This is a genomic window from Yimella sp. NH-Cas1, assembly GCF_022359705.1.
Classification (GTDB): domain Bacteria; phylum Actinomycetota; class Actinomycetes; order Actinomycetales; family Dermatophilaceae; genus Yimella; species Yimella lutea.
The window spans coordinates 2,303,010-2,325,819 of the sequence record NZ_JAKSGG010000003.1; the positions used below are offsets into that span (position 1 = coordinate 2,303,010).

Annotated in this window: 17 protein-coding genes and 2 pseudogenes; 15 read left to right on the plus strand and 4 right to left on the minus strand. The window is 67.0% G+C overall.

What is annotated here, in order from left to right:
- The first annotated feature begins 50 nt into the window (after positions 1–50).
- The 3 genes from MF407_RS11405 to MF407_RS11415 all read left to right on the plus strand — a co-directional run bounded on the left by MF407_RS11405 (position 51) and on the right by MF407_RS11415 (position 2,855).
- Positions 51–995, plus strand: a complete 945-nt coding sequence (locus MF407_RS11405) for a hypothetical protein (RefSeq protein ID WP_239702337.1) — start codon at positions 51–53, stop codon at positions 993–995.
- A complete protein-coding gene (locus MF407_RS11410; protein ID WP_239702338.1) occupies positions 935–2,212 on the plus strand; it encodes a hypothetical protein in 1,278 nt (425 codons plus the stop codon). The genes MF407_RS11405 and MF407_RS11410 overlap by 61 nt, the downstream gene beginning before the upstream one ends.
- A 64-nt stretch (positions 2,213–2,276) precedes the next feature.
- A complete protein-coding gene (locus MF407_RS11415; RefSeq protein ID WP_129626025.1) occupies positions 2,277–2,855 on the plus strand; it encodes a GtrA family protein in 579 nt (192 codons plus the stop codon).
- Here MF407_RS11415 and MF407_RS11420 read toward each other — a convergent pair.
- Positions 2,824–3,516, minus strand: a complete 693-nt coding sequence (locus MF407_RS11420) for a class I SAM-dependent methyltransferase (protein ID WP_239702339.1) — start codon at positions 3,514–3,516, stop codon at positions 2,824–2,826. The genes MF407_RS11415 and MF407_RS11420 overlap by 32 nt on opposite strands.
- Before the next feature lie 120 nt (positions 3,517–3,636).
- On the opposite strand from MF407_RS11420, the gene MF407_RS11425 reads away from it, so the two are divergent.
- The 4 genes and pseudogenes from MF407_RS11425 to MF407_RS11440 all read left to right on the plus strand — a co-directional run bounded on the left by MF407_RS11425 (position 3,637) and on the right by MF407_RS11440 (position 9,978).
- Positions 3,637–5,856 carry a hypothetical protein gene (locus tag MF407_RS11425; protein WP_239702340.1) on the plus strand — a complete coding sequence of 740 codons (2,220 nt, stop codon included), beginning with the start codon at positions 3,637–3,639 and terminating at the stop codon, positions 5,854–5,856.
- A complete protein-coding gene (locus MF407_RS11430; RefSeq protein WP_239702341.1) occupies positions 5,829–6,818 on the plus strand; it encodes a glycosyltransferase family 2 protein in 990 nt (329 codons plus the stop codon). The genes MF407_RS11425 and MF407_RS11430 overlap by 28 nt, the downstream gene beginning before the upstream one ends.
- Before the next feature lie 191 nt (positions 6,819–7,009).
- Positions 7,010–8,674 (plus strand): IS1634 family transposase, encoded by a 1,665-nt coding sequence (locus MF407_RS11435; protein WP_239702342.1) that lies wholly within the window; start codon positions 7,010–7,012, stop codon positions 8,672–8,674.
- 49 nt (positions 8,675–8,723) lie between these two features.
- A pseudogene (locus tag MF407_RS11440) lies at positions 8,724–9,978 on the plus strand (ISL3 family transposase).
- Here MF407_RS11440 and MF407_RS11445 read toward each other — a convergent pair.
- Positions 9,973–11,010 (minus strand): IS110 family transposase, encoded by a 1,038-nt coding sequence (locus tag MF407_RS11445; protein ID WP_239702343.1) that lies wholly within the window; start codon positions 11,008–11,010, stop codon positions 9,973–9,975. The pseudogene MF407_RS11440 and the gene MF407_RS11445 sit on opposite strands and share 6 nt — an antisense overlap.
- Positions 11,011–11,349: 339 nt before the next feature.
- Here MF407_RS11445 and MF407_RS11450 point away from each other — a divergent pair.
- The 6 genes and pseudogenes from MF407_RS11450 to MF407_RS11475 form a co-directional block, all read left to right on the plus strand.
- Positions 11,350–11,854: pseudogene (locus MF407_RS11450) on the plus strand (ISL3 family transposase); the annotation flags it as partial.
- Between the two features lie 211 nt (positions 11,855–12,065).
- Complete coding sequence (locus MF407_RS11455) at positions 12,066–14,483, plus strand: ATP-binding protein (protein WP_239702344.1); 2,418 nt, start codon at positions 12,066–12,068, stop codon at positions 14,481–14,483.
- Between the two features lie 9 nt (positions 14,484–14,492).
- On the plus strand, positions 14,493–15,176 hold the full coding sequence (locus MF407_RS11460) for a response regulator transcription factor (protein WP_239702345.1): 684 nt from the start codon (positions 14,493–14,495) through the stop codon (positions 15,174–15,176).
- Between the two features lie 89 nt (positions 15,177–15,265).
- On the plus strand, positions 15,266–16,075 hold the full coding sequence (locus MF407_RS11465) for a M23 family metallopeptidase (RefSeq protein ID WP_239702346.1): 810 nt from the start codon (positions 15,266–15,268) through the stop codon (positions 16,073–16,075).
- Positions 16,076–16,239: 164 nt separating this feature from the next.
- Positions 16,240–16,728: a hypothetical protein gene (locus MF407_RS11470; RefSeq protein WP_239702064.1), complete on the plus strand. Its 489-nt coding sequence runs from the start codon at positions 16,240–16,242 to the stop codon at positions 16,726–16,728.
- Positions 16,725–17,711 (plus strand): IS3 family transposase, encoded by a 987-nt coding sequence (locus MF407_RS11475; protein WP_170221769.1) that lies wholly within the window; start codon positions 16,725–16,727, stop codon positions 17,709–17,711. The genes MF407_RS11470 and MF407_RS11475 overlap by 4 nt, the downstream gene beginning before the upstream one ends.
- A gap of 655 nt (positions 17,712–18,366) precedes the next feature.
- Here MF407_RS11475 and MF407_RS11480 read toward each other — a convergent pair.
- Entirely contained in the window at positions 18,367–19,605 is a 1,239-nt protein-coding gene (locus tag MF407_RS11480) for a GTP-binding protein (RefSeq protein WP_239702347.1), read from the minus strand.
- Positions 19,605–20,543 (minus strand): sulfate adenylyltransferase subunit CysD, encoded by a 939-nt coding sequence (gene cysD / locus MF407_RS11485; RefSeq protein ID WP_239702348.1) that lies wholly within the window; start codon positions 20,541–20,543, stop codon positions 19,605–19,607. The genes MF407_RS11480 and cysD overlap by 1 nt, the downstream gene beginning before the upstream one ends.
- A gap of 110 nt (positions 20,544–20,653) precedes the next feature.
- On the opposite strand from cysD, the gene cysC reads away from it, so the two are divergent.
- Entirely contained in the window at positions 20,654–21,856 is a 1,203-nt protein-coding gene (gene cysC, locus MF407_RS11490) for an adenylyl-sulfate kinase (protein ID WP_239702349.1), read from the plus strand.
- Positions 21,853–22,788 carry a sulfite exporter TauE/SafE family protein gene (locus MF407_RS11495; RefSeq protein WP_239702350.1) on the plus strand — a complete coding sequence of 312 codons (936 nt, stop codon included), beginning with the start codon at positions 21,853–21,855 and terminating at the stop codon, positions 22,786–22,788. The genes cysC and MF407_RS11495 overlap by 4 nt, the downstream gene beginning before the upstream one ends.
- Positions 22,789–22,810: the final 22 nt, after the last annotated feature.

The following is a 22,810-nucleotide window of genomic DNA, read 5'->3' on the forward strand; positions in this document are numbered from 1 at the left end:
CCACGCTGCCCGCACCAGCCCATCGCACCCCTTGCCGGAGGCACCTTCACGTGACTGCCCGAACGCAGGCAATCCGCACCGGATCCGGCCTCGGCTCCCTGATCACGTACGCGACCTTGTTGCTCGCGCTGCTGGGTTGGATGACCTGGGCGGTGATGGACCAGTTGCCGATCGGCAGCCTGGTGAAGGCGGTGGCCGCGACGGGTGTGTTCCAGGTGCTGCCGGGTGCGATGGTCTGGCGTGCGATTCGCCCGCGCAACGGCTGGCTGCTCGAGGACCTCGCGATGGGCTTCGCGATGGGCTTCGCGATCGCCGTGCCTGCTCAGACCATCGCCGGGCTGATGCACTCGCGCATCCCGGCGTACGTCGTCCCGCTGCTGTTCGTGGCGGTTTTCGCCGCTGTCCCCGTGCTGCGTCGCCGGGTGCTGGAAGCGCGCTGGTCGCCGCTGCCGTGGTGGCTGGGACCGGCCCTCGGGTTGATGACGCTCGCGGCCTACCCGCAGACCGAGTGGTACTTCAAGCAGAACCTGCTGTGGTCGGACAAGCCGTGGACGCCGTACATCGACACCTACCTCCACCAGGCGTTGGCCGCGCAGATCCTGACCCGTGGTCCGGTGAGCTGGCCGACGGTGGCCGGTGAGGACCTCGGCTATCAGTGGTTCGCGCACGCCTGGATGGCGCACGTGACGGCAACGTCCGGCGTCCCCCTCGATCACGTCCTGATGCGCTTCCTGCCCGCGATCATGCCGATCGTCGCAGTGGCGAGCATCGCCGTCCTGGGCCTGCGCCTCAGCGGCAGCCCGGGGGTCGGCGCGCTGTCGGCCGCGTTCTCTATGCTGGTCGGCAGCGGTCAACCGTGGGGCCTGCTCGGCCTGCAACTGCCGATCACCCCCTGTCGCCCACCCTCGGCCTCGGCATCCCGACCCTGGTCGCGATGGTGCTGGTGCTTGCCACCAGATGGCGCGGCGAAGCACTGCGGGGTGCCTTCTGGTTGATTCCCTGGCTGACCGTGATCGCGACCGGGACGAAGGGGTCGACCTCCCCTGTGGTGATCGCCGGCCTCGGCCTCGCCGCAGCCGCAATGCTGATCTGGAACCGGCCGATGTTCTGGCCGGTGGTTCGCGACGCCGTGGTCATCGGGGTCTCGCTCATCGTGACGATGGTCGTCGTCTTCCACGGGTCGGTGGCCGGTCTGAAGCTCGGTGTCACCAACTCTGCGAAGCAGACCAGCCTGTCGTCCGTCATCGGTGGTGTGGCGTCGCGCGAGCAGGTGCTGTTCGTCTCCGCCGCCGTCATCATCGCGGGCCTGACCCGGGCTGCGCTCGCCTTCGCGTTGCCGTTCCGCCGCGAGAGCCGGCTGGACCCGGTCTCCTGGGTGCTCATCGGAGCCGCCATCGCCGGAGCCGCCGCTCTCGGTCTGTTCTCCCACCCCGGACGCAGCCAGAGCTACTTCACACTGACCGCAATTCCGTTGGCTGCCACCGGTTCTGCCATCGGTGCGCGTCACCTGTGGCTGGCGCTCGGACGCCGCCGCGCACTCTTGCTCGGAGCCTTGAGCGCGGTCGCAGCGTTCGTGTTCTTCAAGGGCATCCTGATGTGGACCGGACGCATCGTGCCGCGCAAGTACGACCAGTTCTGGCAGATCACCACCATCGCCGCGGTCGTCGTCCTCGTGGCCGCTGTGATCGGCGCGTTGGTGGTGCGGCGGCAGTGGTGGCGTGGCGCGCTGACGACGGTCGCGCTGATCGGCCTGTTCGCGGGCGCCGGTTCGTGGATCGACACCTATCGCACGTCGGTGCCGGTGCCGGACGAGCGGCCCGCCACTTTGACGTCGCAGAACGCGACGACGGTCGGCATGCTGCGTGCCGCGCGATACATCCGGGAGCACTCCGAGCCGACCGACCTGGTGATGACCAACCGTCACTGCACGACGGTGCGTGAGCCGCGCGGGGGTGCGACAGCCGCCGGTGGCTGGTCAGCGCTTTCAGCGAGCGGCAGATGCTCGTCGAAGGATGGACCGCCACGCCGCGAGCCACGAAGATTGCTCCGAACGGCCGGGACTCGATCACCGTCGACTACTGGAAGCCGGAGATCCTCGAACTCAACGACACCTTCATCGCGGCGCCCACGGCGGACGCACAGCGCAGGTTGTGGGACCTCGGCGTGCGGTGGGTCTATGTCGAGACGACGAGACCGCACGCCGACGATCTAGCCCCGTACGCAACCCTCGGAATCCGTACGCCCACTGCTGCTGCATGGAAGCTCAGTCCGCCGCGATGACAACCAACTTCGACAGGAGAAAGAGCGGACGCCGGCGTTCACCACTGATCGGTCGGCTGTCCTCACAGCGGGGGCCGTTGCTTCGCGTCGTGCGCGACCCGAAGACGGCGTTCCTGGTGGTCGGCCTGATCAACACAGTGCTCGGCGTAGCGCTGTTCGCCGGCTTCGACCGGCTCTTCGGTCCGAAGCACTACCTTCTGACGTTGCTGTGCATGCACGTGGTCTCGGTGATCGTGGCCTTCGTGCTGTACCGACGGCTGGTCTTCCGGGTGCGCGGCAACCTGCTGCGTGACGCGCTGCGTTTCGAGAGCGTCTACCTGACCGGGTTGGCAATCAACGTCGTGCTGCTGACCGCGACCGTCGAGTTGCTGCACTGGCGTCCGCTGGCCGCGCAGGTCGCCATCGTGGCGTTCAACGCATTCTGGAGCTGGTTCGGACACGGACGGTTCTCGTTCCGTCGTCCGGGATCCTCGGGTGACCCAACCCCGGTGACCACCGGCGGCGCCCCTCAGGCCGAGTCGGAAGCCGCCACCGGGTCGAAGGTCACGGACGCCGAGCTCGAAGCACCAGGCTGACGCCCGGCAACTTGTCGACCGGCAGGTAGCGCTCACTAGCCACGATCATCCGAAGCCCTTGATTCACAACGGGATTCAGGTCATCGAGGTCGCTGCCGCTCGATTTCTTACGGCGCCAGGCGGCGATCGGACGCAGCAGCACGTTCCACGAACCGACGGACTCGATCTCGAAGCCGGCACCGTCGAGCAGGTTCACCAGTTCCGGACGCGTGTAGCGGCGGACGTGGCTGACCGCGACGTCGTGTGCCGACCACAGCTTCGGGTCGGCCGGCACGGCGACCAGGAATGTGCCGCCGGGACGCAGAACACGGAACACCTCGGACGCGGCGCGACCGTCGTGCGGGATGTGTTCGAGCACGTCGAACGCAACGACCATGTCGAGCGACGCGTCCTCGAAGGGCAGGCCGGTCGCGTCTCCGCGCAGCACCTGCAGTCCGCGCTCGCGGGCGACCTCCGCTCCTTCAGCGGTGTACTCCAAGGCGACGGCCTCCCAACCGTTCGCACGAAGGACCCGGGTGTTGCCACCACCCGCGGCGCCGACATCCAGCACCTTGCCGGGCTTCATGCCCTTGATCTGACGGGCGAGCAACGAGCGCCGCTCGGCGTACCACCAGTGCTTGTCCTCGAGGGCGGCCAGTTTCCGGATCTCAGTTGCTTCCACGCCGCCAATAGTGCCCGCCCGCCGCCGAACGTGCAGCATGATCGCGTGGCAAGTTGCGGTGTCGCCACCCCGAAGCACTACCGTTTGGCGACCGCCTCAGCCGGAAGGACACCTGATCTCGTGACCGTCGCGCACCCCGCGCCGTCGTTTTCCGCCCGATTTCGTGCAGCGATCGGCAACGGGGGGCCCTTCCTGGCCCTCGCCTACCTGCTGTTCTGCGCCTACGCGGTGTCGTCGGGCATGTCCCTGCTCAGCGTCGTCACGGCGTCGCTCGCAGTCGGGATCTTCCAGTTGTTCCCCGGCGTGCTCATCTGGCGGCTGGTACGGCCACAGCGCGGTTGGCTGTTCGAAGACCTCGCGTTCGGATTCGCCTGCGGCTTCGCATTGTCGGTCGTCATCCAGTGCATCGCGGGTCTGCTCGGCAGTCGCCTGCTGAGTGTGCTTCTCCCACTGTTGGTAGCCGCAGCGATCCTCGCCGTGCCGCGCACTCGCGCACGTGTCCGTTCGGCCCGGCGCGAGCCGGTGCCCGCCTGGTTGGGTGCGGTCATCGCAGTCTCGACGGCCTCCGCCGTCCCGGGCGTGATCGGCTACTTCCGGCAGAACCTGCTCTCCTGGTCCGGATACCGGGTACCGCACGTCGACCAGTACTTCCAACTGGCGATGAGCAAACAATTGCAGCTGCGCGGCCCGGTGAACTGGCCACTGCTGGACAACGAGGGGCTCTACTACCACTGGTTCACCCACGCCTGGATCGCACATGTCGCGCAGACCTCCACCGCGTCCGCAGACGAGGTGCTGCTGCGTTTCGCGCCGATCGTGGCACCGTTCCTGGTCGTGCTCAGCGTCGCGAGCCTGTGCCTACGCCTCACCGGAAAGGCGCTGGTCGCAGCCATCGGGGTCACGCTGACGATGATGGGAGGCGCTGCGTCCGTCTGGTTCGGTTTCGCGTCGGCCCCACTCAACCCCGAGTCGCCCACGCTCGCCATCTCCGTACCGGCACTGTTGGCGATGGTGGCGGTGATGGCGATGCGCTGGCGCGGCGAGGACATCCGTCTGCCGCTCGTCCTGCTGGGCGTGTTCGCGTTCGTCGCGGCCGGCACGAAGGGTTCGACCACTCCGTTGATCATCGCCGGTTGTGCGCTCACGCTCGTGGCGATGCTGCTGTGGCGTCGGGAGAGGGCGAAGGTGGTCGCCATCGACCTCGCCGTGGTCGTCGCGGCACTGCTGATCAGCATGATCGTGGTGTTCCACGGGTCGTCCAACGGTCTGGTGCTCGACCCGGCGGCGGCATTGAAGTCGAGCTGGCCCTCGTCGTCGACCCGCAGTACCGACATTTGGGTACTACTCATCGGCGCAGTGACGATGCTGTTCACCGGGCTGTCCTGCGCCGCCTTCGGTTTCGTTGCCCTGTACCGTGATTCGAAGGAATCCGGACGTCGCGACCCCGTCCTGTGGACGCTGCTCGGCGCGACCATCGCCGGTGCTGCCGCTCCGATGGTGTTCGTACAGCCCGGCAGCAGCCAGTTCTACTTCCGCCTGTCGGCCATCCCGCTGGCCGCGACCGCGTCCGCCATCGGCTTGGTGGCCATGTGGGAGGAGCGCGACGCCCGACTGCTCAGGCTGCTCTCGCTCGCGGCCGGTTTCGGGCTGCTCGCGTGGTGGCTGCCGAAGCAGGTCGTGCCCGCCGGCAAGTTGTCCGGCGTGCAGATGTTGACGGTGCTCGCGATCGGTGGGCTGCTCCTCGCGGTCGTGCCGCTCATGGCTGCCGTCGTCCGAGCCGGGCACACAGCCGTGGCGGCGACGATCGCAATGGCCGTGCTTGTCACGGGGGTCGCGTCCGCCGTCCACAACCGCACCTCCGACCTGCCGGAGCCGGGTCCGGTGCGGCAGGAAACGTACGGAGCCATCGGCGCCGGTCAGTTCCAAGCCGCTCGCTACCTCGGCGAGCACGCCGACCCCGATGCGATGGTGATGACCAACCGGCACTGTCGCCAACTGCGCGGCGAGGTCTGCGACAGCCGCTACTTCATGGTGTCCGCCATCAGCGGACGCCGGATGTTGGTGGAAGGATGGGGCTACTCCCCGACCATCGCCGCCAAGTACCCCAAAGGTCGTGAATCCATCACTGCGCCGTTCGGCGATCAGGCACTCCTGCGCCTGAACGACGGATTCATCGCCCGACCGACAGCCGACGCTGCCAAAGCCCTGTGGGACAAGGGTGTTCGCTGGATCTACATCGACAAGTCGCGCCCGTTCGCTCAGACCCTCGCGCCGTACGCGACACCTCAATTCAACAACGACCAGGCACAGGTATGGAAGCTGAACTCGCCCCGCACATGACAGTCCCGCACGACGATCCGTCGGCGCCCGAACTGTCCGTCGTCGTCCCCATGTACAACGAGGAGGACGTACTCCCGCTGTTCGCCGACCGGCTGCGTCCGGTGCTCGACGGTATGGGCGTCACCTACGAGGTCGTCGCGGTCGACGACGGCTCGAAGGACAACACCGCGCTGCTGGTGCAGAAGCTGCGTCGGGAGTGGCCCCAGTTGCGACTGATCTGCCTGCGGGCCAACTCCGGCCACCAGGCGGCGATCTCCGCCGGACTGGGCCTGGCTACCGGGCACTGGATGGTGACGATCGACGCCGACCTGCAGGATCCGCCCGAGGTCATTGCCGAGATGCTCGACACCGCGCGCGCCGAAGGTGCCGACGTCGTCTACGGCGTGCGCACCGACCGCAGCACCGACACCGTGTTCAAGCGGCAGACGGCCGGGCTGTTCTACCGGCTCATCCGTCGGCTGTCCGGGCTGGACGCCCCTTTGGATGCGGGCGATTTCCGACTGATGTCGCGCGCCACGGTTGAGGCGGCACTGTCGCTGCCGGAGCACAACCGCGTGCTCCGCCTGACGATCCCCTCGCTGGGCTTCCCGTCGGCCGAGGTCGGCTATCGCCGCGAGGCACGCGCGGCGGGCGAGTCGAAGTACCCGCTCGCCAAGATGCTGCGTCTGACCGCCGACTCGATCACCGGATTCAGCGTCGCGCCGCTGCGGTTCGCGACCTGGTTCAGCCTGCTCGGTTTCCTGTTCGCAACGGTGCTACTGGCATATGTGCTCGGTAGCTGGATCAGTGGGCACACCGTGTCGGGATGGACCTCGATGATGGCCGTGACCGTCGGGTTCTCCGCCGTCCAGCTGTTGTGTCTGGGCATCCTCGGCGAGTACGTAGGACGGGTGTTCAGCGGCCAGCAGGCGCGCCCCACGTTCTACGTCGCGTACGACTCGGCCGCCGAGAGCCAACACTAAGGGGGAAACACACGAACTGAAGTCACAGCGAGACTTCAGCCACCGGACGGTAGGCGGGGGCCAGGCGTCGAGGACCGCGACCTGAGTTGGGTCACTTTGATGGATTCGAGGGGTTTGAATCGCTGTGACCTGCGGGGATGCCGACGATTAGTGTGTCGCTAGGGCACTAATTCGATGGTGAGGTTCGCGCGGTGGTGTGGGTTCGGCGGGTGCGGACGGCCTCGGGAGCGACCGCGGTGCAGATCGCTGAGTCGGTCAATGGTCGGCGTCGGATCGTGCGTCATGTAGGGTCCGCCAGGAACGAGGCCGACCTCGGGTTGCTGATGGAGCAGGCGCGGGCTCTGCTCGCCGATGACCGGCAGGGGGTGCTGGACCTCGGGATCACGCCGGTGGCCGCGAAGGCGGTGATGGTGCCCGCGGCGCGGCCGTCGGGGCTGTTCATGGACCCCGAGCCATCGTCGGCAGTGTCGGCAGTGCCAGCGGTGTCAGCGGCTCGGCCGATGGTGTCGAGGTCACGGGTGCTCAAGACGTCCTCGGGGCTGCTGTACGGGGCCCTGGCCGGGGTGTACACGGACCTGGGTTTCGATGTCGTGGCCGATGACATCTTCCGGGACTTGGTGATCGCTCGGGTCGTGGAGCCGACGAGCCTGCTCGATGTGGACCGGGTCCTGGCCGAGTTGGGGCGGCGAGCGGTGAGTCTGTCGACGCGGAAGCGGACGTTGCGGCGGGCGCATCAGGGCTCGTACCGCGACCAGGTCGCGGTGGCCTGTTTCGAGCACGCCTGCACCAGCGGTGATGTGTCGTTGGTGTTGTACGACGTCACCACGCTCTACTTCGAGGCGGAGAAGGAGGACGGCCTGCGTAAGGTCGGGTATTCCAAGGAGCGGCGGGTCGACCGGCAGATCGTGGTCGGGTTGCTGGTCGACCGGGAAGGGTTCCCGCTGGAGATCGGCTGCTTCGAAGGCAACAAGGCCGAGACGGCCACGATCATCCCGATCGTCAAGCAGTTCCAGGAACGCCACAACATCGCGGACATGGTCGTGGTCGCCGACGCGGGGATGCTGTCCACGTCCAACCTCACAGCCCTCGACGAGGCGAACTTGCGGTTCATCGTGGGCTCCCGGGTGACCAAGGCACCCAAGGATCTGGAGTCTCATTTCCGGTGGCACGGTGACGCGTTCACCGACGGGCAGCTCATCGATACCCTCATCCCACGGACCGGGCACACGGTCGAGAACGACCCGAACCTCAAGGCGGAACCGGTGTGGGATCGGGAACAGCATCCCGGGTCGTGGCGGGCAGTGTGGGCGTACTCCGCGAAACGCGCCGCCCGGGACAGCACCACCTTGACCCTGCAGGAGAACCGCGCCAAGGCCGTCGTCGCCGGTGAAAAGGCCGCGCGGACACCACGATTCGTCAAAACCACCAACGGTTCACGCACGCTGGATGAGGCGTCACTGGCGAGGGCACGCCGGCTGGTCGGGCTCAAGGGGTACGTCACCAACATCCCGGCCGAACTGATGCCCGCGAGCGAAGTGATCGCCAGCTACCACGACCTGTGGCAGGTTGAGCAGTCGTTTCGGATGTCCAAGACCGACCTGCGCGCCCGGCCCATGTTCGCGCGTACCCGCGACGCGATCGAGGCCCACCTCACCATCGTGTTCACCGCCCTCGCCGTCAGCCGCGAAGTACAAGCCCGGACCGGGCTGTCCCTGCGCCGTGTCCTGCGCGCCCTCAAACCACTGCGCTCAGCCACCATCGAAATCAACGGCGTCGTCACGACCATCCCACCCGCACTGAACAGCGACGAAGCCGAGATCATCGAGGCGCTGGAACGCCCGCCCTCAAGGCACTAAGCGTTTGACCCAACTCAGGCGGTGCGACCTGCTCGTCGATCTGCCCGGGCTGCACGTGATCGGCGTCGAGCACGACACCGCCGATCGGGTGGTCGTGACGGTCGAGTCACCACCAGGTCATATCGGGTGCCCGGCATGCGCAGTGGTCGCGACCGGGCACGGCCGGGACGTAGTGACCTTGGTCGACGCACCCTGTTTCGGGCGACCGGTCCGGGTGCGGTGGCGTAAGCGACGCTGGCGTTGCCTGGAACCTTCCTGTCCCCGCACGGTGTTCGTCGAACAAGACGACCGGGTCGGGGCGCCACGGGCCAAGCTGACGACGCGCGCGTGCTGGTGGGCGATCGCACAGATCCGTCGCGAACACGCCTCGATCAACGGGATCCGCCGGCAGCTCGGTACCGGGTGGCGCACCGTGTGGGAGTCGATCCGGCCACTGCTGCAAGCCGCTGCCGACGACCCGGCCCGGTTCGAGGGAGTCACGATCCTGGGCGTTGATGAGCATGTCTGGCACCACGTGAGCACCAAGCCTGTCGAGCACGGCGGCCGTGGCCCGAAAGAACTCACCGGGATGGTCGACCTGACACCAGATGCCAACGGACACAACCGAACCCGACTACTCGACCTCGTCCCGGGCCGGTCCGGGAAGGTGTACGCCGACTGGCTCACCGACCGCGGCGAAGACTTTCGTGACCGAGTGCAGGTCGCGACCCTGGACCCGTTCCACGGATACAAGAACGCCATCGATGACCGTCTCGACGACGCCCGCGCGGTGCTGGATGCGTTCCACGTCGTCAAGCTCGCCACCCATATGGTCGATGAGGTCCGCCGCCGTGTCCAGCAAGAACTCCACGGGCACCGAGGCCGTCGGGACGACCCGTTGTACCGGATCCGGAACATCCTGCGGGCCGGGCAAGAGAACCTCACCGACCGGCAACGCGCACGCCTCGCTGCGGCGTTCGCCGCGCACGAGGCCCACGTCGAGGTCGAGCTCGCGTGGCAGTGCGCCCAACACGTCCGATCCGTGTACCACCAGCCCACGCACGCGGCCGGCCGCAAGATCGCCGAACAAGTCCTGCGTACTTTCGCCACCTGTCCGATCGGTGAGGTCGCACGCTTGGGTCGCACCACTGAACCAGTGGCGCACCGAGTTCCTCGGCTACTTCGACACCGGTGGTGCCAGCAACGGCGGCACCGAGGCGATGAACGGTCTCATCGAACTGCACCGCCGTATCGCCCGCGGCTTCCGCAACCGCGACAACTACCGCCTGCGCATGCTCCTCATCGGCGGCGGACTCAACCTATGACCCACGCTCAACGGCGAAGAGCCGGTAAACCTCTCGTGCGATCGCGCGCTTGAGGCACCGCAGGATCTCTTTGCTGGTCTTGCCCGCGGCTCGTCTGCTGGCGGTGTAGTCACGGGTGCGCTGGTCGGTGTGGAGCCGGACGACGGCGACGCGATGCAGGGCGCGGTTCGCGTGACGGTTGCCACCGCGGTTGAGCCGGTGACGGGTGATCTTGCCAGAGGAGGCCGGCACCGGGCAGGCGCCGCACAGGGCGGCGAAGGCTGCCTCGCTGCTGATTCGGTCGGGGTTTTCGCCGGCGGCGATCAGTAGGTCGGCAGCGCAGATGACGCCGACCCCTTTGGCCTGGAGCAGCGCCGGGTTCACGCGTGTGACTAGGTCGTCGAGCGTCTGCTCGTGCGCATCGGTCTCGATGCGCAACTGCTGAACGCGGCGGGCCAGAGCTCGCAACGCCGTCAGGGTGTGTTCGGCGACTACGTCGTCGGGGTCGTGCAGCCGGATCTTGGCCAGCGCGGCGATCAACGGTTTGCCGCGCAGCGCCCGGTATCTGGCTCGGATCGGCTCGGGTGCGGTGACCAGGATGTCCCGGATCTGCAGCACCGCGTCGGTGGTCGCGGCAACGGCTGACCTGCGGGCGGTCGCCACGACACGGATCGCCTCCACGCGTCCGTCACGGTCCTTGGGGACCGAACAGTTCGTGCCGGCCAACGCGGTCTCCGCGGCGGCGTAGGCATCGATCTCGTCGGACTTGCCACGCATCCGGCGGATCTGCCGACTTGGGCGCAAGACCTCCAGCACTGGCACCCCAGCAGAGCTCAGATATCGGGCCAGACCCGCGCCGTAGGATCCGGTGCCCTCGACACCCACCTTGGCCACCGTCCCGAACCCGGCAATGAAGGCAGCCAAAGCTCGATAGCCGGCCGTAGTGGTCGGGAACTGCGCAGCACCCAGGTGCTGACCTGTCGCGGTGATCACCGCGGCGTGATGAGTGTCCTTGTGTGTGTCGACACCCGCGATGACGACTAGCTGATTCATCAGGTTGTGCCCTTTCCTTCCAACGGTTCACCATGGAAGGCGTCGGCCGGACCGGTCAGACAACACGTTGACGAAACCGGGCTGAATCGGCGGGTCACGCTCCTATCAGGTCATGGCTGGTTCGGTCGGCACCCCACTACTCCTGCTTGCTCCGAGCAGCAGACAGATCCCTCGGAAGACAGGACCCTCAAGGAGCCCGTCAGTGTAGGCGTCGGGTCATGCCACTCAGTGCCCTTCAAGTCTCAACGTGTAGGAGTTCCTGGCGCGTCGGTCCGGGGGTAGGGGTCGAGGTCTCCCGATGATGAGAGTTCTGACGCAACTCATCTGGAAGACCTCGACGTGCACAACGCTACCTTCACGACGCCTGACCTGCCTCACCACGTTCTGCCGCCTCGACGAGCTTGGCCTTGAGGCTGTGGGGCAGCGACTCGAGGCGGATCGGGCGGTGATTGAGTGTCGCGTCATGGAGGACGATCCGTGGTGTCGCGAGTGTGGTGCGGAGGGTGTACCGCGGGACACGGTGGTCCGCCGGCTCGCGCATGAGCCATTCGGGCACAGGCCCACGGTCCTGCAGGTTCGGGTGCGTCGCTACCCGTGCGCACACTGCGGGCGCACGTGGCGGCAGGACACCACGGCGGCAGCACCGCCGCGGGCGAAGATATCTCGTGGCGGGCTCGGCTGGGCGCTGACAGCGATTGTCGTGGATCACCTCACGGTGACCCGCGTGGCGGCCGGTCTCGGGGTGTCCTGGCATACCGCGAAAAGTGCGATCATCGCTGAGGGTAGGCGGCGGCTGATCGACGACCCCGCCCGGTTCGACGGGGTCACCACGATCGGCGTCGACAGGCGTGCTCCCAAGCTGAGTGGACTATAGACACCCGGGGCTTCTCGCCGATCGTGCACCGAGGCTGAAAGTCAAGTGTCCACGATCAAGGTCGATCGGCCAACCGAGTGTGCACGAGCACGTCGCGCCACCTCCCCCACCGCCTCGAACTTTGCCAACTCCATACGCTCCGCCGGTTGTGCGCCAGACCGACCGCGCGTACCAATGGACCGTGACCCAGGGGCCGATCACTCATCCAGGCTTCGTCGCCGGTCGAGCGCAAGTGACTGTCCGGGCCGCCGACGCTGAGAATCCCGTCCACTTCGTCCGCTCGCACCTGCAGCTCGAGCTCGGACGCTTCTGGATCTGGCCGACGCAACTGTCGTCGTATCCACGGGTGTCCATCTACGAGGCCACGACGCGATCGCTACTCATCGCCTGCGCTGTGATCTGTCTGTCGCTGGCCGCAGCGTCCGGGCGACCGTCGTCCGTAGCTGTTGCGTTGGGCATCGTGCTGCTCGGTTCGATCCTGGTGATGGCGCGTCGCGCGACCCGCATGTTCGGGGCGGCCGGGCTGTTGCTCGGCCTGTGCTTGACGCCGCTCGCGGGTTTCGCGAACGCCTCACAACTCGTCGGACTCGCGTTCGCGCTGATCGCCTCGCAACTTCGCATCGTCCCGGCCCTGGTGGTACTGCCGACCTGGTTCGGGTGCTTCGTCGCGGCGTACCTGAGCTCGCCGTACGCCGCCGACACCGCCATGCTCATCGACCACGGCGTGCTGAGCCTGGGGTGCATCATGGCAATCGCCATCTGTCACCACCTGCTGGTGCACAGGATCGTCCGGCTCGATCGGGTGCGCTCGCGGGAGTTCGAACTCGAACTGTCCCAACGGTTGCGGGACGACGAGAAGCGGGCGGGTGAATCCGCGCGTCGGGTGCTGCACGACCAGGTGCTGTTCACGCTGATCCGTATCGCCGACTCCGCAGGCGTGGAGTCCGATGTCGTCCAGCGAACGCTCGGCGCGTTCGATCTGCCCGTTCGGGCGCGTGGCGATGTCGCGGTCGATCTGTTGTCGCTCGTCCACTCGTGCGTGCCGTCGGGTGTGAGCGTCACGCCGTCACCCCGTGCGCGTCGTCCGGTGCCGACACACGTTGCTGATGCGTTGCGGCGCGCGCTGGGTGAAGCGCTGCGCAATGCAGCCAGGCATGGCGACGGACCGGCGCAGGTGGACCTCGCGTTGCGCGGCGACGACGTCGAGATTCGAGTGCGCAATCGGACTGCGTCGCCGGGCTCGCTGCGGCCGGGATGGGGTTGGCGCAATTGCGTTGAGCGCGAGTTGAATTCAATTGGTGGTAGCGCTTCGCTGCGGCGCGATGGTGCGGACGTCGTCGTGACGTTGGCGTTGACGGCACCTTGGTTTCGGCGCGGTGAGAATCGCAAGCTCATCCCACCGGCTCAACCAGCGGGATCACCGGTTCAACCAGCGGGATCGCCGGCTCAACCACCGGAATCATCGCCTCAACCAGCGGAATCGTCGGCTCAACCAGCGGAATCGCCGGCTCGGCCAACGGGATCGCGGGCTCGACCAGCAACATCACCGGCCCATCCAGAGGCGGTTTGGGCGGCGTGGCCCGCGCTGATCGGGCATACCTTCATCGCGTGGCGGCACACGCCCGGTGCGCAGTTGGCGGCGCAGTCGGTGGTCGTCGCGGCGCTCTGGCTGGTGACGTGGTGGCTGACCCGCGCCGTGGCGTCCGGGCGTCTCACTCGGGTGAACATGGCCGCGGTCGCAGCGGCGTCCGCGGCGTCCGCGTCCGCATCGCTCGCGATCGCCGGCCCACAATCGCTGCACACGTACGCGTCCTGGGGCCTGGGCATGGCCGGCGTCCCGTTGTGCGTGATCGCGTTCTTCGGGTCGGCGCGGCGCGTGCTGTTCCTGACCGTGTGCGGTCTCGCCCCCGCACTGGCCGTCGTCGGCACCCACCCGGAGATCACCTGGATGTCCGCGGCCGGTGCCTTGATGACGGGCCTGTGCCCATGGCTCACCTACGCCATCGGCCGCGGACTGCGCCAGGTGCAGACCAAGGCCGACCGGGACGAGGCCGCCGTGCGCGAGCGCCTGTCCGTCGCAACCGCAGTGTGGTCCGAGGACCGGGTGAGCGACCTGTTGTCGTTCACCAAGCGCACGGTCCGACCGTTCCTGGACCGCATCTCGACCGACGGACTCCAGGCTGCCGACCGGGTCACCGCGGGCCGGCTCGCGGCTCAGGTGCGCGACGAACTCAACCTTCCCGGCGTGCTCGACGCCGCCCTGCGCGACCGCATCGCGACCGCCCGCGAGCTCGGCGCCGAGATCACCATCCACCCGGCCGTCGACCCCTGCCCCGACCGCTGCGCCGTGCTGCTGCGAGTGCTCGACCGACTGTTGGACGATGCAGCCGCCCCCGACCGGTTGGAGCTTCGTCTCGGCGGCGCCGGTGAACCCTGCACCGTTTCGCTGTTGGCGCCCGACGCCGAGCGACGGCTGCGTGCACTCGCCACGCTGACCGGTTCGACTCCTGCCCGCCTGACCCGTGACGCATTCGCAACCACCCTCGTCCTCGGCCCCTCCCCCGATCACGGGATGGCCGCGTCCACCACGGTCGGGTAGGAAGAACGCATGTCGGCCCTCGCGCGTCCGCTGTCCGTCGTGGTCATCGACAACGATGAGAACGTCCACCGCTCTCTGCAGTCGCTGCCGCTCAGCCACCCCGCGGTAGTTCGCATCGTTACTGTCGCCGCGTCCGTCGACGAGCTGGACGACGGGCCATCCCCGCAACCCGACGTCGTCGTGTTGGACTTCTGGCTCGGCCGCGACTGCCGCAGCAGCGTGGACGACATCGGCCGGCTGGTGCAGTGGAACGCGCCGATCGTGCTCTACACCTCCGAGGAGCGCCCGTACCTGATCCAGACCGCGGTCACCGCCGGGATCACCGCGCTCTGCCTGAAACACGACGGGCTGGACGCGCTCGTGCGCACGCTGGCGAGCATCCGCGACGGCGAACTGCGCCCTTCCCGCCAGTTGGCCGCCGCGCTCGCCGACCTTCCGCCGTTGCGTGCCCGTCTCACCCCTACCGAGGCGACCGTGCTGCGCGGCCTGGCGTACGGGCTGTCCGCGTCCGATATCGCCACACGGTTGTGCGTGAGCGTCGACACCGTGCGCTGCCACACCAAACACATCCACGAGAAGTACCGCGCTGTGCTCGGCGACGGTCCGGTGAACCGGCAGCAGACTCTGCGGGCCGCGCTCGAGGACGGTTACTGGGACGCGCGCGAGTGGGGCGAACCGTGGAATATCCCCTGAACTGGGGACGCGTCCGCCGGCATGCGGGCGACAACCTGATCGGGCGATCGTCGATCGCGATCCGGGTTCGAATGAAAGGTCTCACCTTCATGAAATCGTCCATTCTGCGCACCACCGCCATCGCCTGCGGACTCGCCGCCACGGCCACCGGGGCGTTCGTCACGGCAGACACCGCGAGCGCCGCCCCGCGCACCGCGACCGTGATGGCCGCCAGCACCCAGGGCCAGACCGGCCCGTCGCTCAACTTCGCCCGTAATCGCTCGTTCAGCAAGGGCAAGGTGCTCACGCTCGCCTGTTACGACCGTGGCCAGGCGGTCAGGGGTTACTACTCCTCGTCCGTCACGGGCGGCACCTCCGACATCTGGTACCAGACCAGCGGGGACGGCGGCGTGTGGGTGCCCGACATCGACATCAGCACCGGCAGCAACGCCCCCGTCGTCGGACGCTGTGCTGCCAACCTGCCCTGGACCGAGGGCCGCGGCTACGTGGTCACCCAGACCCCGGGCGGTTCGTACAGTCACGCGAATGTCTACAACCAACATTCGATGGACGTCGCGCTGCCCTCGGGGACGCCGTTGCGCGCGGCCGAGACCGGAGTCGTCGCCTTCTCCGGATGGAATCCCGGGGGCGGCGGGAACGTCGTGATGGTCAAGCGCCCCGGCACCAACAACTGCATCCAGGTCGCCCACCTGTCAACCCTTAGCGTCGGTGTCGGTGCGCGCGTGATTCGCGGACAGGTGATCGGCTACTCCGGAGCCACCGGCGGCGTGACCGGCGCCCACCTGCACCTCGGTGTCGTCAACTGCACGAGTTGGTACAGCCAGTACGTGCTGCCCACCCAGGAGCGCGGCACGTCTTATCCGCAGGGGGCGTTGCTGACGTCCTGGAACGCGCGGTAAGTCGGCGCTGGTCGAACGATGGGAGGGACGCGGCCAGGTGGCTGCGCAGGTTACGTACGAGGGTGCACGTTATGTCCGGGTGCGCACGTTATGACGTGCGCACCCGGATGCACCCAGTGCGTCAGGCTGTTGTGAGACAGCTGGGTGGGGAAAGGATTTCCCTGATGGTTTCTGATGAGGTGCCGTTTCGTCCGTCGCGTCATGCGGCTTTCACTGATGAGCAGCGGTGGGCTCTGCTGCTGGAGCATGACCAGTGCCTCGAGCGTGGTGCGAAGGCCGCGTTCCTGCGTAGGGTCGGTGTCACGCCGTTCTCGATCAAGAAGTGGTCGATGTGGCGGGACGCTGGCCGGTTGGTCGACCCGGCCACCAAAGAGCCAACGACGGTAGCGAGGCACGTGTTGAAATATGACGAACGCGTTGAGCTGGAACGGTTGCGGCGTGAGAACCAGCGGTTGCAACTAGAACTGGAGCAATCGCAGTCCGCGGTGGAACTGCTGGGAAAAGCTGCCGCGCTCTTGGAGGGATTGGCCAAGAGCGCGGGCCCCAACCAGGAGGAACCACCACCCCGCCCGGGGATGCCGGACTGGTTGAGAGACCCCGATACTTCGAGGTTGCCGCCGATACCGTCACGGCCCTCGGCTATGCCGGAGTGAGCATCGTCCAGGGTTGTGCCTGGCTGGGGATCGCTCGGTCGTCCTACTACCGATATCTCAATCCGCCCCCACGGATCGGGGTGGTGGTGCCCCACACGGAACGGGCGTACCCCAACCGTGTCACCGCTGCCGAGGCGAAGGCCGTGGTGCAGGCCCTCAACACGGTCGAGTTGGCAGGGTTATCGATCCGGCAGGCACACTTCGAACTACTGGATCAGGGCGTGTACCTGTGTTCGTTGCCCTCGATGCACCGCATCATGCGTCGCGAAGGGCAGTCCAGTGATCGCCGCCGGCACACCGCGCACCGCGGGTACGGTGCACGGTCCACTCCCCGGTTGCACGCCACCGCCCCGGGACAAGTGTGGTGCTGGGACATCACCAACCTGCCCGGTCCAGGACGGATGAGTTTCAAGCTGTACTCGATGATCGATCTGTACTCGAGGTACGTGGTCGGGTACCGCGTCGAGCACGTCGAGGACCACCGGTTCACCCAGGAACTGTTCAACAACGCGTTCACCGCCCAGCAGGGCACACCGCAGGTCATCCATGCCGACAACGGTGGCGTGATGCGAGCCGGGACCGTGCGAGAACTGCTGGCCACGATGCACGTCCACGCCTCGTACTCACGCCCTCGGGTGTCGAACGACAACGCGTTCGCCGAGGCGTTGTTCAAAACGGTGAAGTACGACCTGGACTACCCCGAAGAGTTCGACTCCTTAGAACACGCGCGGCAGTGGAGTGCCGAGTTCTTCGACCGGTATAACACCCGCCACCACCACGCCGGCCTCGCCGGACACACCCCGGCCCGAGTCCACCACGGCACCTGGAGCAGTACCCACGACCAGTGGGCAACCACCAAAGCCGCCTACGCCGCCAAGCACACCGCCCGGCACCACAAACCGCCGATCACGCACATGCCCCCAGACACCGTCTGGATCAACAAACCCAACACACCCAACCCACAGCTGTCCCAAACAGCTTGATTCATTCCGTGCAGCGCAGGCACCTGTACCTAACCTGCGCATCTGTACCTCTGGTGCGCATCGTCGCCGGCCGCGAAGGCGTGCGCGAACGTTACCGGCAGATCGCCCTTATGTGAGGTAGTGACGGCAGTTCAGCGTCCGGCTGCGCGAGGTTGATGTGCATGTTCTCGCCGCCGCGACGGCGCCCGACCGGTCGTCGCCGTCGAGCTGGATGAACGGCGGGGCCTGCAACGCACCGAAGCTGTTGCCGAGCGCCTGAATGACACCCTTCTCACGATTGGACGGCTCATACGGGCAGCCGAGGTCGAGGTCGACCGCCGCTCGGCGCGGTCAACTTCGCGAGGAACCCCTTCTTCGGCGCAGCGGCACCCCGTGACCAGTTCAGGTTGACCCGCATCGCGCTCTGACTCTCCCCTTCTTGGCCAGGCTCACCGTCGGCGCAGCCTTGGACAGAGTCACCTTGCTGAGGTTTACCGACCCTGCGGTCGGTGGCTGCTTCCTCGTGAAATCGATCGCCATCTGTCTGCCATTAATGTGATGAACACGGCTGGGAGCCGCGCCCGCCGACCTGTTGTTGCTGGTCACAGGCCGGTCGGCTCTTGTGGCGCCTCAACTCGGTGATCCGGGAGCGGTGCGGTTCGCCATGTGACCGACGTCAGCCGATCAGCCCGGCGCCGACCGTGGCACCGCTCGCTTCGTCGATAAGGATGAACGAGCCCGTCGTGCGGTTGTCGGCGTAGCTGTCTGTGACGAACTGCTGCGACAGCTTCAGCCTGACCTCTCCGATCTCGTTGAGCTGCAACGATTCCGGAGAGCCAAGTGGCTCGAGCGTGTTGACGTCGAGCTGATGGGCAAGGCCTCGGACGATGGCCCGCCCGGTGCGCGTCGTGTGCTTGAAAGCCAGCTTCTGACCCACCCGCAGCGGCTGCTGCGTCATCCAGCAGACGGTGGCGGTGACGTCCTTGTTCACCGACGGTGCGTGCTCGGCGTGCGCGATCACATCGCCGCGCGAGACGTCGACGTCGTCGGCCAGCCGGAGCGTGACCGACAGCCGGTCAGGCGCCTCGGCCAGCGACTTGTCGAACAGGTCGATCGCCTCGACGGTGCTGCGCTGCCCGCTCGGCAGCACCACCACCTCGTCACCCACCCGGAAGGTGCCGCCGGTGACCCGGCCGGCATAACCGCGGTAGTCGTGGTGCTCATCCGACTTCGGACGGATCACGTACTGCACGGGAAGCCTTGCCGCAGAACGAGATTCATGCAGCACCTCGACGGACTCGAGGTACTCCAGGAGCGCCGGACCCTCGTACCACGGCATGTTCGCCGAACGGTCGACGACGTTGTCGCCCTGCAGCGCCGACACCGGGATCACCCTGATGCCCGGCACGTCGAGCTTGGCCGCGAAGGCCGTGAACTCCTCGTCGATCCGGTCGAAAGTGGCCTGGTCGAAATCGACGAGGTCCATCTTGTTGACCGCCAACACGACATGCGGCACCCGCAACAACGACAACAGCACCGCGTGCCGGCGCGATTGCTCGGTCAACCCCTGGCGGGCGTCCACCAGCACCAGCCCGAGGTCGGCCGTCGACGCACCGGTCACCATGTTGCGCGTGTACTCCACGTGCCCCGGGGTGTCGGCGATGATGAACTTGCGCTTCGGCGTCGCGAAATAGCGGTACGCCACGTCGATCGTGATGCCCTGCTCACGTTCCGACCGCAGTCCGTCGGTGAGGAGCGCCAGATCGGTGTAGTCGTATCCCTTTGTGCGAGAAGTGTGTTCGACCGCTTCGAGCTGATCCTCGAAGATCGCCTTGGAGTCGAGCAGCAGGCGTCCGATGAGCGTCGACTTGCCGTCGTCCACCGAGCCGGCCGTCGCGAAACGCAGCAGATCCATCAGAAGTAGCCCTCTTTCTTGCGGTCTTCCATCGCAGCCTCGGAGAACCGGTCGTCTCCCCGGGTAGCGCCACGCTCGGTGACGCGCGCGATCGCGACCTCCTCGATCACCTCGTCCAGCGTGGACGCCGCGCTCTCGACACACCCGGTCAGTGTCAGGTCGCCGACGGTGCGGAAGCGGACGGTGCGCTCGGCCGCCGTCTCGCCGTCTCGGCACGGGTTGAACTCCGACTCGCTCAGCAGCATCCCGTCGCGCTCGAACACGCGGCGCCGGTGGCTGAAGTAGATCGACGGGATCTCGATCTGCTCGCGGGCGATGTAGTGCCAGATGTCGAGTTCGGTCCAGTTGGACAGCGGGAAGATGCGCATGTGCTCACCGGCGTGGATGCGGCCGTTGTAGAGCGACCAGAGTTCCGGACGCTGGTTCTTGGGGTCCCACTGGCCGAAGTCGTCACGGTGGGAGTAGATGCGTTCCTTCGCACGGGCCTTCTCCTCGTCGCGGCGTCCGCCACCGAAGGCCGCGGTGAAGCCGTTCTCCTCGATCGCGTTGAGCAGCGTGCCGATCTGCAGGCGGTTGCGACTGGTCTTGCCGTCGTCGACCACGACGCCGTCGGCGATCGCCTGCTCGACCGAGGCGACGATCAGCCGGACGCCGAGGCGGTCGACCCAATGGTCGCGGGTGGCCAGCACCTCGGGGAAGTCGTAACCGGTGTCGACCTGCATCACCGGGAACGGGATCTTCGCCGGGTAGAAAGCCTTCTCCGCCAAACGCAGCATGACGATCGAGTCCTTGCCACCGGAGAACAACAACACCGGCTTCTCGAACTCTGCGGCGACCTCTCGGATGATGTGAATCGACTCCGCTTCGAGCAGGTCGAGCTCGGTCAGCCGGTTTGGCGAACCGGTGGCGGCGCGGGCGGCCTCGGCATCGACGGTCACGTCTCACTCCTCGGTGCTGGACTTTGCTTCCAAAACTTCGCGTTATGTTATCGGTAACGTCAGTGGATGCAGTCGCCGTCCACATCGCAGACCGACCGCGAGAGGACCCCGTGACCACTGCGTCCGTCATTCGGTTGAGCCCGGACCAGCTCGACGAACTCATGCTCGTCCGCGACGGCTTTTGTTCGGCCGCCGATCTCGCGTTGTCGATGCCGGACGGTGCGGTCTTCGTCGACCTCGAGGGTGCTGTGGTCGCAAGCGTGGTGGACGGTGGGCTCGAGTTCGCAGCGGAGGACGGGCGGCCGTTCGCGCAGTTGTACGGGATCTCGACGAGTGGTCTCGATCGCGGCGCTCGCCTAGCGGCTCGCACCTACTCGACCACCGTGGAAACCCCCACACGGTGGTCGAGTAGGGACGGAGCGTTAGCGGAGTCCCGCGATCGAGACCACGACACACGCACGCGGTGGTCGAGTAGGGACGGAGCGCCAGCGGAGTCCCGCGATCGAGACCACACGCATCGGGCGCTCTGGGTCGACCAGCCATCCGATAACGTCGCGGAACTCGCACCTCCGAACGCAATCCTGCTCGTGCCCACGTCGCCGAGCCACCAGCCGGGACACCACGCGCTCGCCGCTCTCAGATCAGCGCTTGCCGCTGCGCGCGAACGCGAAGACCTGCGCGTCCTCGCCGTTCCGGTCGAACTCGACGCTCACCCCGAACGGCGCGAACTCGTCGAACGCGCGCTCGACGCCGACTCGTCATCGACCATCAGCGACCACGAAGCCTCCTCCGCTGCAGGCGTATTCATCCTGCTCACCGGACTTTCCGGCTCAGGCAAGTCGACCATCGCCCGCGCACTTCGCGAAGAACTCATCATCCGCGGCCGGTCGGTCACGCTGCTCGACGGCGACCAAGTCCGCCGCGAACTCTGCGCCGGACTCGGCTTCTCCCCCGAGGACCGCGACACCAACGTCCGCCGCATCGGCTGGGTCGGCGCCGAAATCGCAGCACACGGCGGAGCGGTTGTCGCGTGCCCGATCGCGCCGTACGACGCCACGCGCAAGGCGGTGCGCCAGATGGTCGAAAAGGCAGGCGCACGAATGGTGCTCGTGCACGTCGCCACCGCCCTGGCCGAATGCGAGCGCCGCGATCGAAAAGGCCTGTACGCCAAGGCTCGTGCCGGCGAGCTACCGGACTTCACCGGCATCAGCGCACCGTACGAAGCACCCGAGGACGCCGACCTGGTGATCGACACGAGTGAGGTTGCCGTGGCGGACGCCGTCGCGCGCATCATCACCGAACTGGATCGGTGACCGGTCCGGTGCTCACAGACCTGTTGGGTGGTCAGTTCCCCGAGCTGCTCACCGTGGCCTTCCTCGTCGGCATCGTCGTCGGCCTCACCGGTATGGGCGGCGGCGCGCTGATGACACCCGCGCTGATCTTCCTCGGCGTTCCTCCGACCACCGCCGTCGCGAACGACCTCGTCGCCGCCGCCGTGAACAAGAGCGTCGGCGCCGGCGTCCACTGGCGCACCGGATCGCCAGACCTGCGCCTGGTGAAGTTCCTCGTGATCGGTTCAGTACCAACGGCATTGATGGGCGGCTGGATCGTCGGGCTCCTCGGCGAGGACGAAGCACAACAGTCCGGGCTCAAGCTGATCATCGGCATCACGCTGCTCATCGCGGCGATCAGTTACGGCACCCGCATCTACCTCGACATGACCGGCCACATCGGACGCCGCCTCGGCGCCGAGACCGTCATCCGTCCACTACCCACGATCGCGGTCGGCGCGTTCGGTGGACTGCTCGTCGGCATCACCAGCGTCGGCAGCGGTTCGCTGATCATGGTCGCGCTCGTCCTGCTCTACCCGACGCTGTCAGCCCGCAAGCTGGTCGGCACCGACCTCGTCCAGGCCGTCCCGCTGGTGCTGGCCGCGGCGATCAGTCACGTCATCGCTCAGGGCATCGACTGGAGCGTGCTGATCCCGTTGATCATCGGTGGGACGCCCGGCACCTACCTCGGTGCCAAGCTCGCCCGCCGGGTCGCGCCGTCCGTGCTGCGCGGCGGGATCGTCATCGTCCTCAGCCTCACTGGACTCACCATGCTGAAGGTGCCGCCGGTCGTCGTCGGGATCCTCGGGTGCGCCGCCGTCATTCTGTGTCCGCTCGTGTGGGCGTTGCTCAAGCAGCGGCACGAACGACGAGCGAGGTCGGCGCTGGAGACCGAGCACAGCTACACGATCTGAGCCGTGCGGCCTGTGGTTGGCT

Bases quoted from the DNA above. Each gene is read 5' to 3' on its own strand.
- MF407_RS11410 (WP_239702338.1), top strand. From the start codon at position 935: ATGGTGCTGGTGCTTGCCACCAGATGGCGCGGCGAAGCACTGCGGGGT.
- MF407_RS11415 (WP_129626025.1), top strand. From the start codon at position 2,277: ATGACAACCAACTTCGACAGGAGAAAGAGCGGACGCCGGCGTTCACCA.
- MF407_RS11430 (WP_239702341.1), top strand. From the start codon at position 5,829: ATGGAAGCTGAACTCGCCCCGCACATGACAGTCCCGCACGACGATCCG.
- MF407_RS11445 (WP_239702343.1), bottom strand. From the start codon at position 11,010: ATGAATCAGCTAGTCGTCATCGCGGGTGTCGACACACACAAGGACACT.
- MF407_RS11460 (WP_239702345.1), top strand. From the start codon at position 14,493: ATGTCGGCCCTCGCGCGTCCGCTGTCCGTCGTGGTCATCGACAACGAT.
- MF407_RS11465 (WP_239702346.1), top strand. From the start codon at position 15,266: ATGAAATCGTCCATTCTGCGCACCACCGCCATCGCCTGCGGACTCGCC.
- MF407_RS11470 (WP_239702064.1), top strand. From the start codon at position 16,240: ATGGTTTCTGATGAGGTGCCGTTTCGTCCGTCGCGTCATGCGGCTTTC.
- MF407_RS11480 (WP_239702347.1), bottom strand. From the start codon at position 19,605: ATGGATCTGCTGCGTTTCGCGACGGCCGGCTCGGTGGACGACGGCAAG.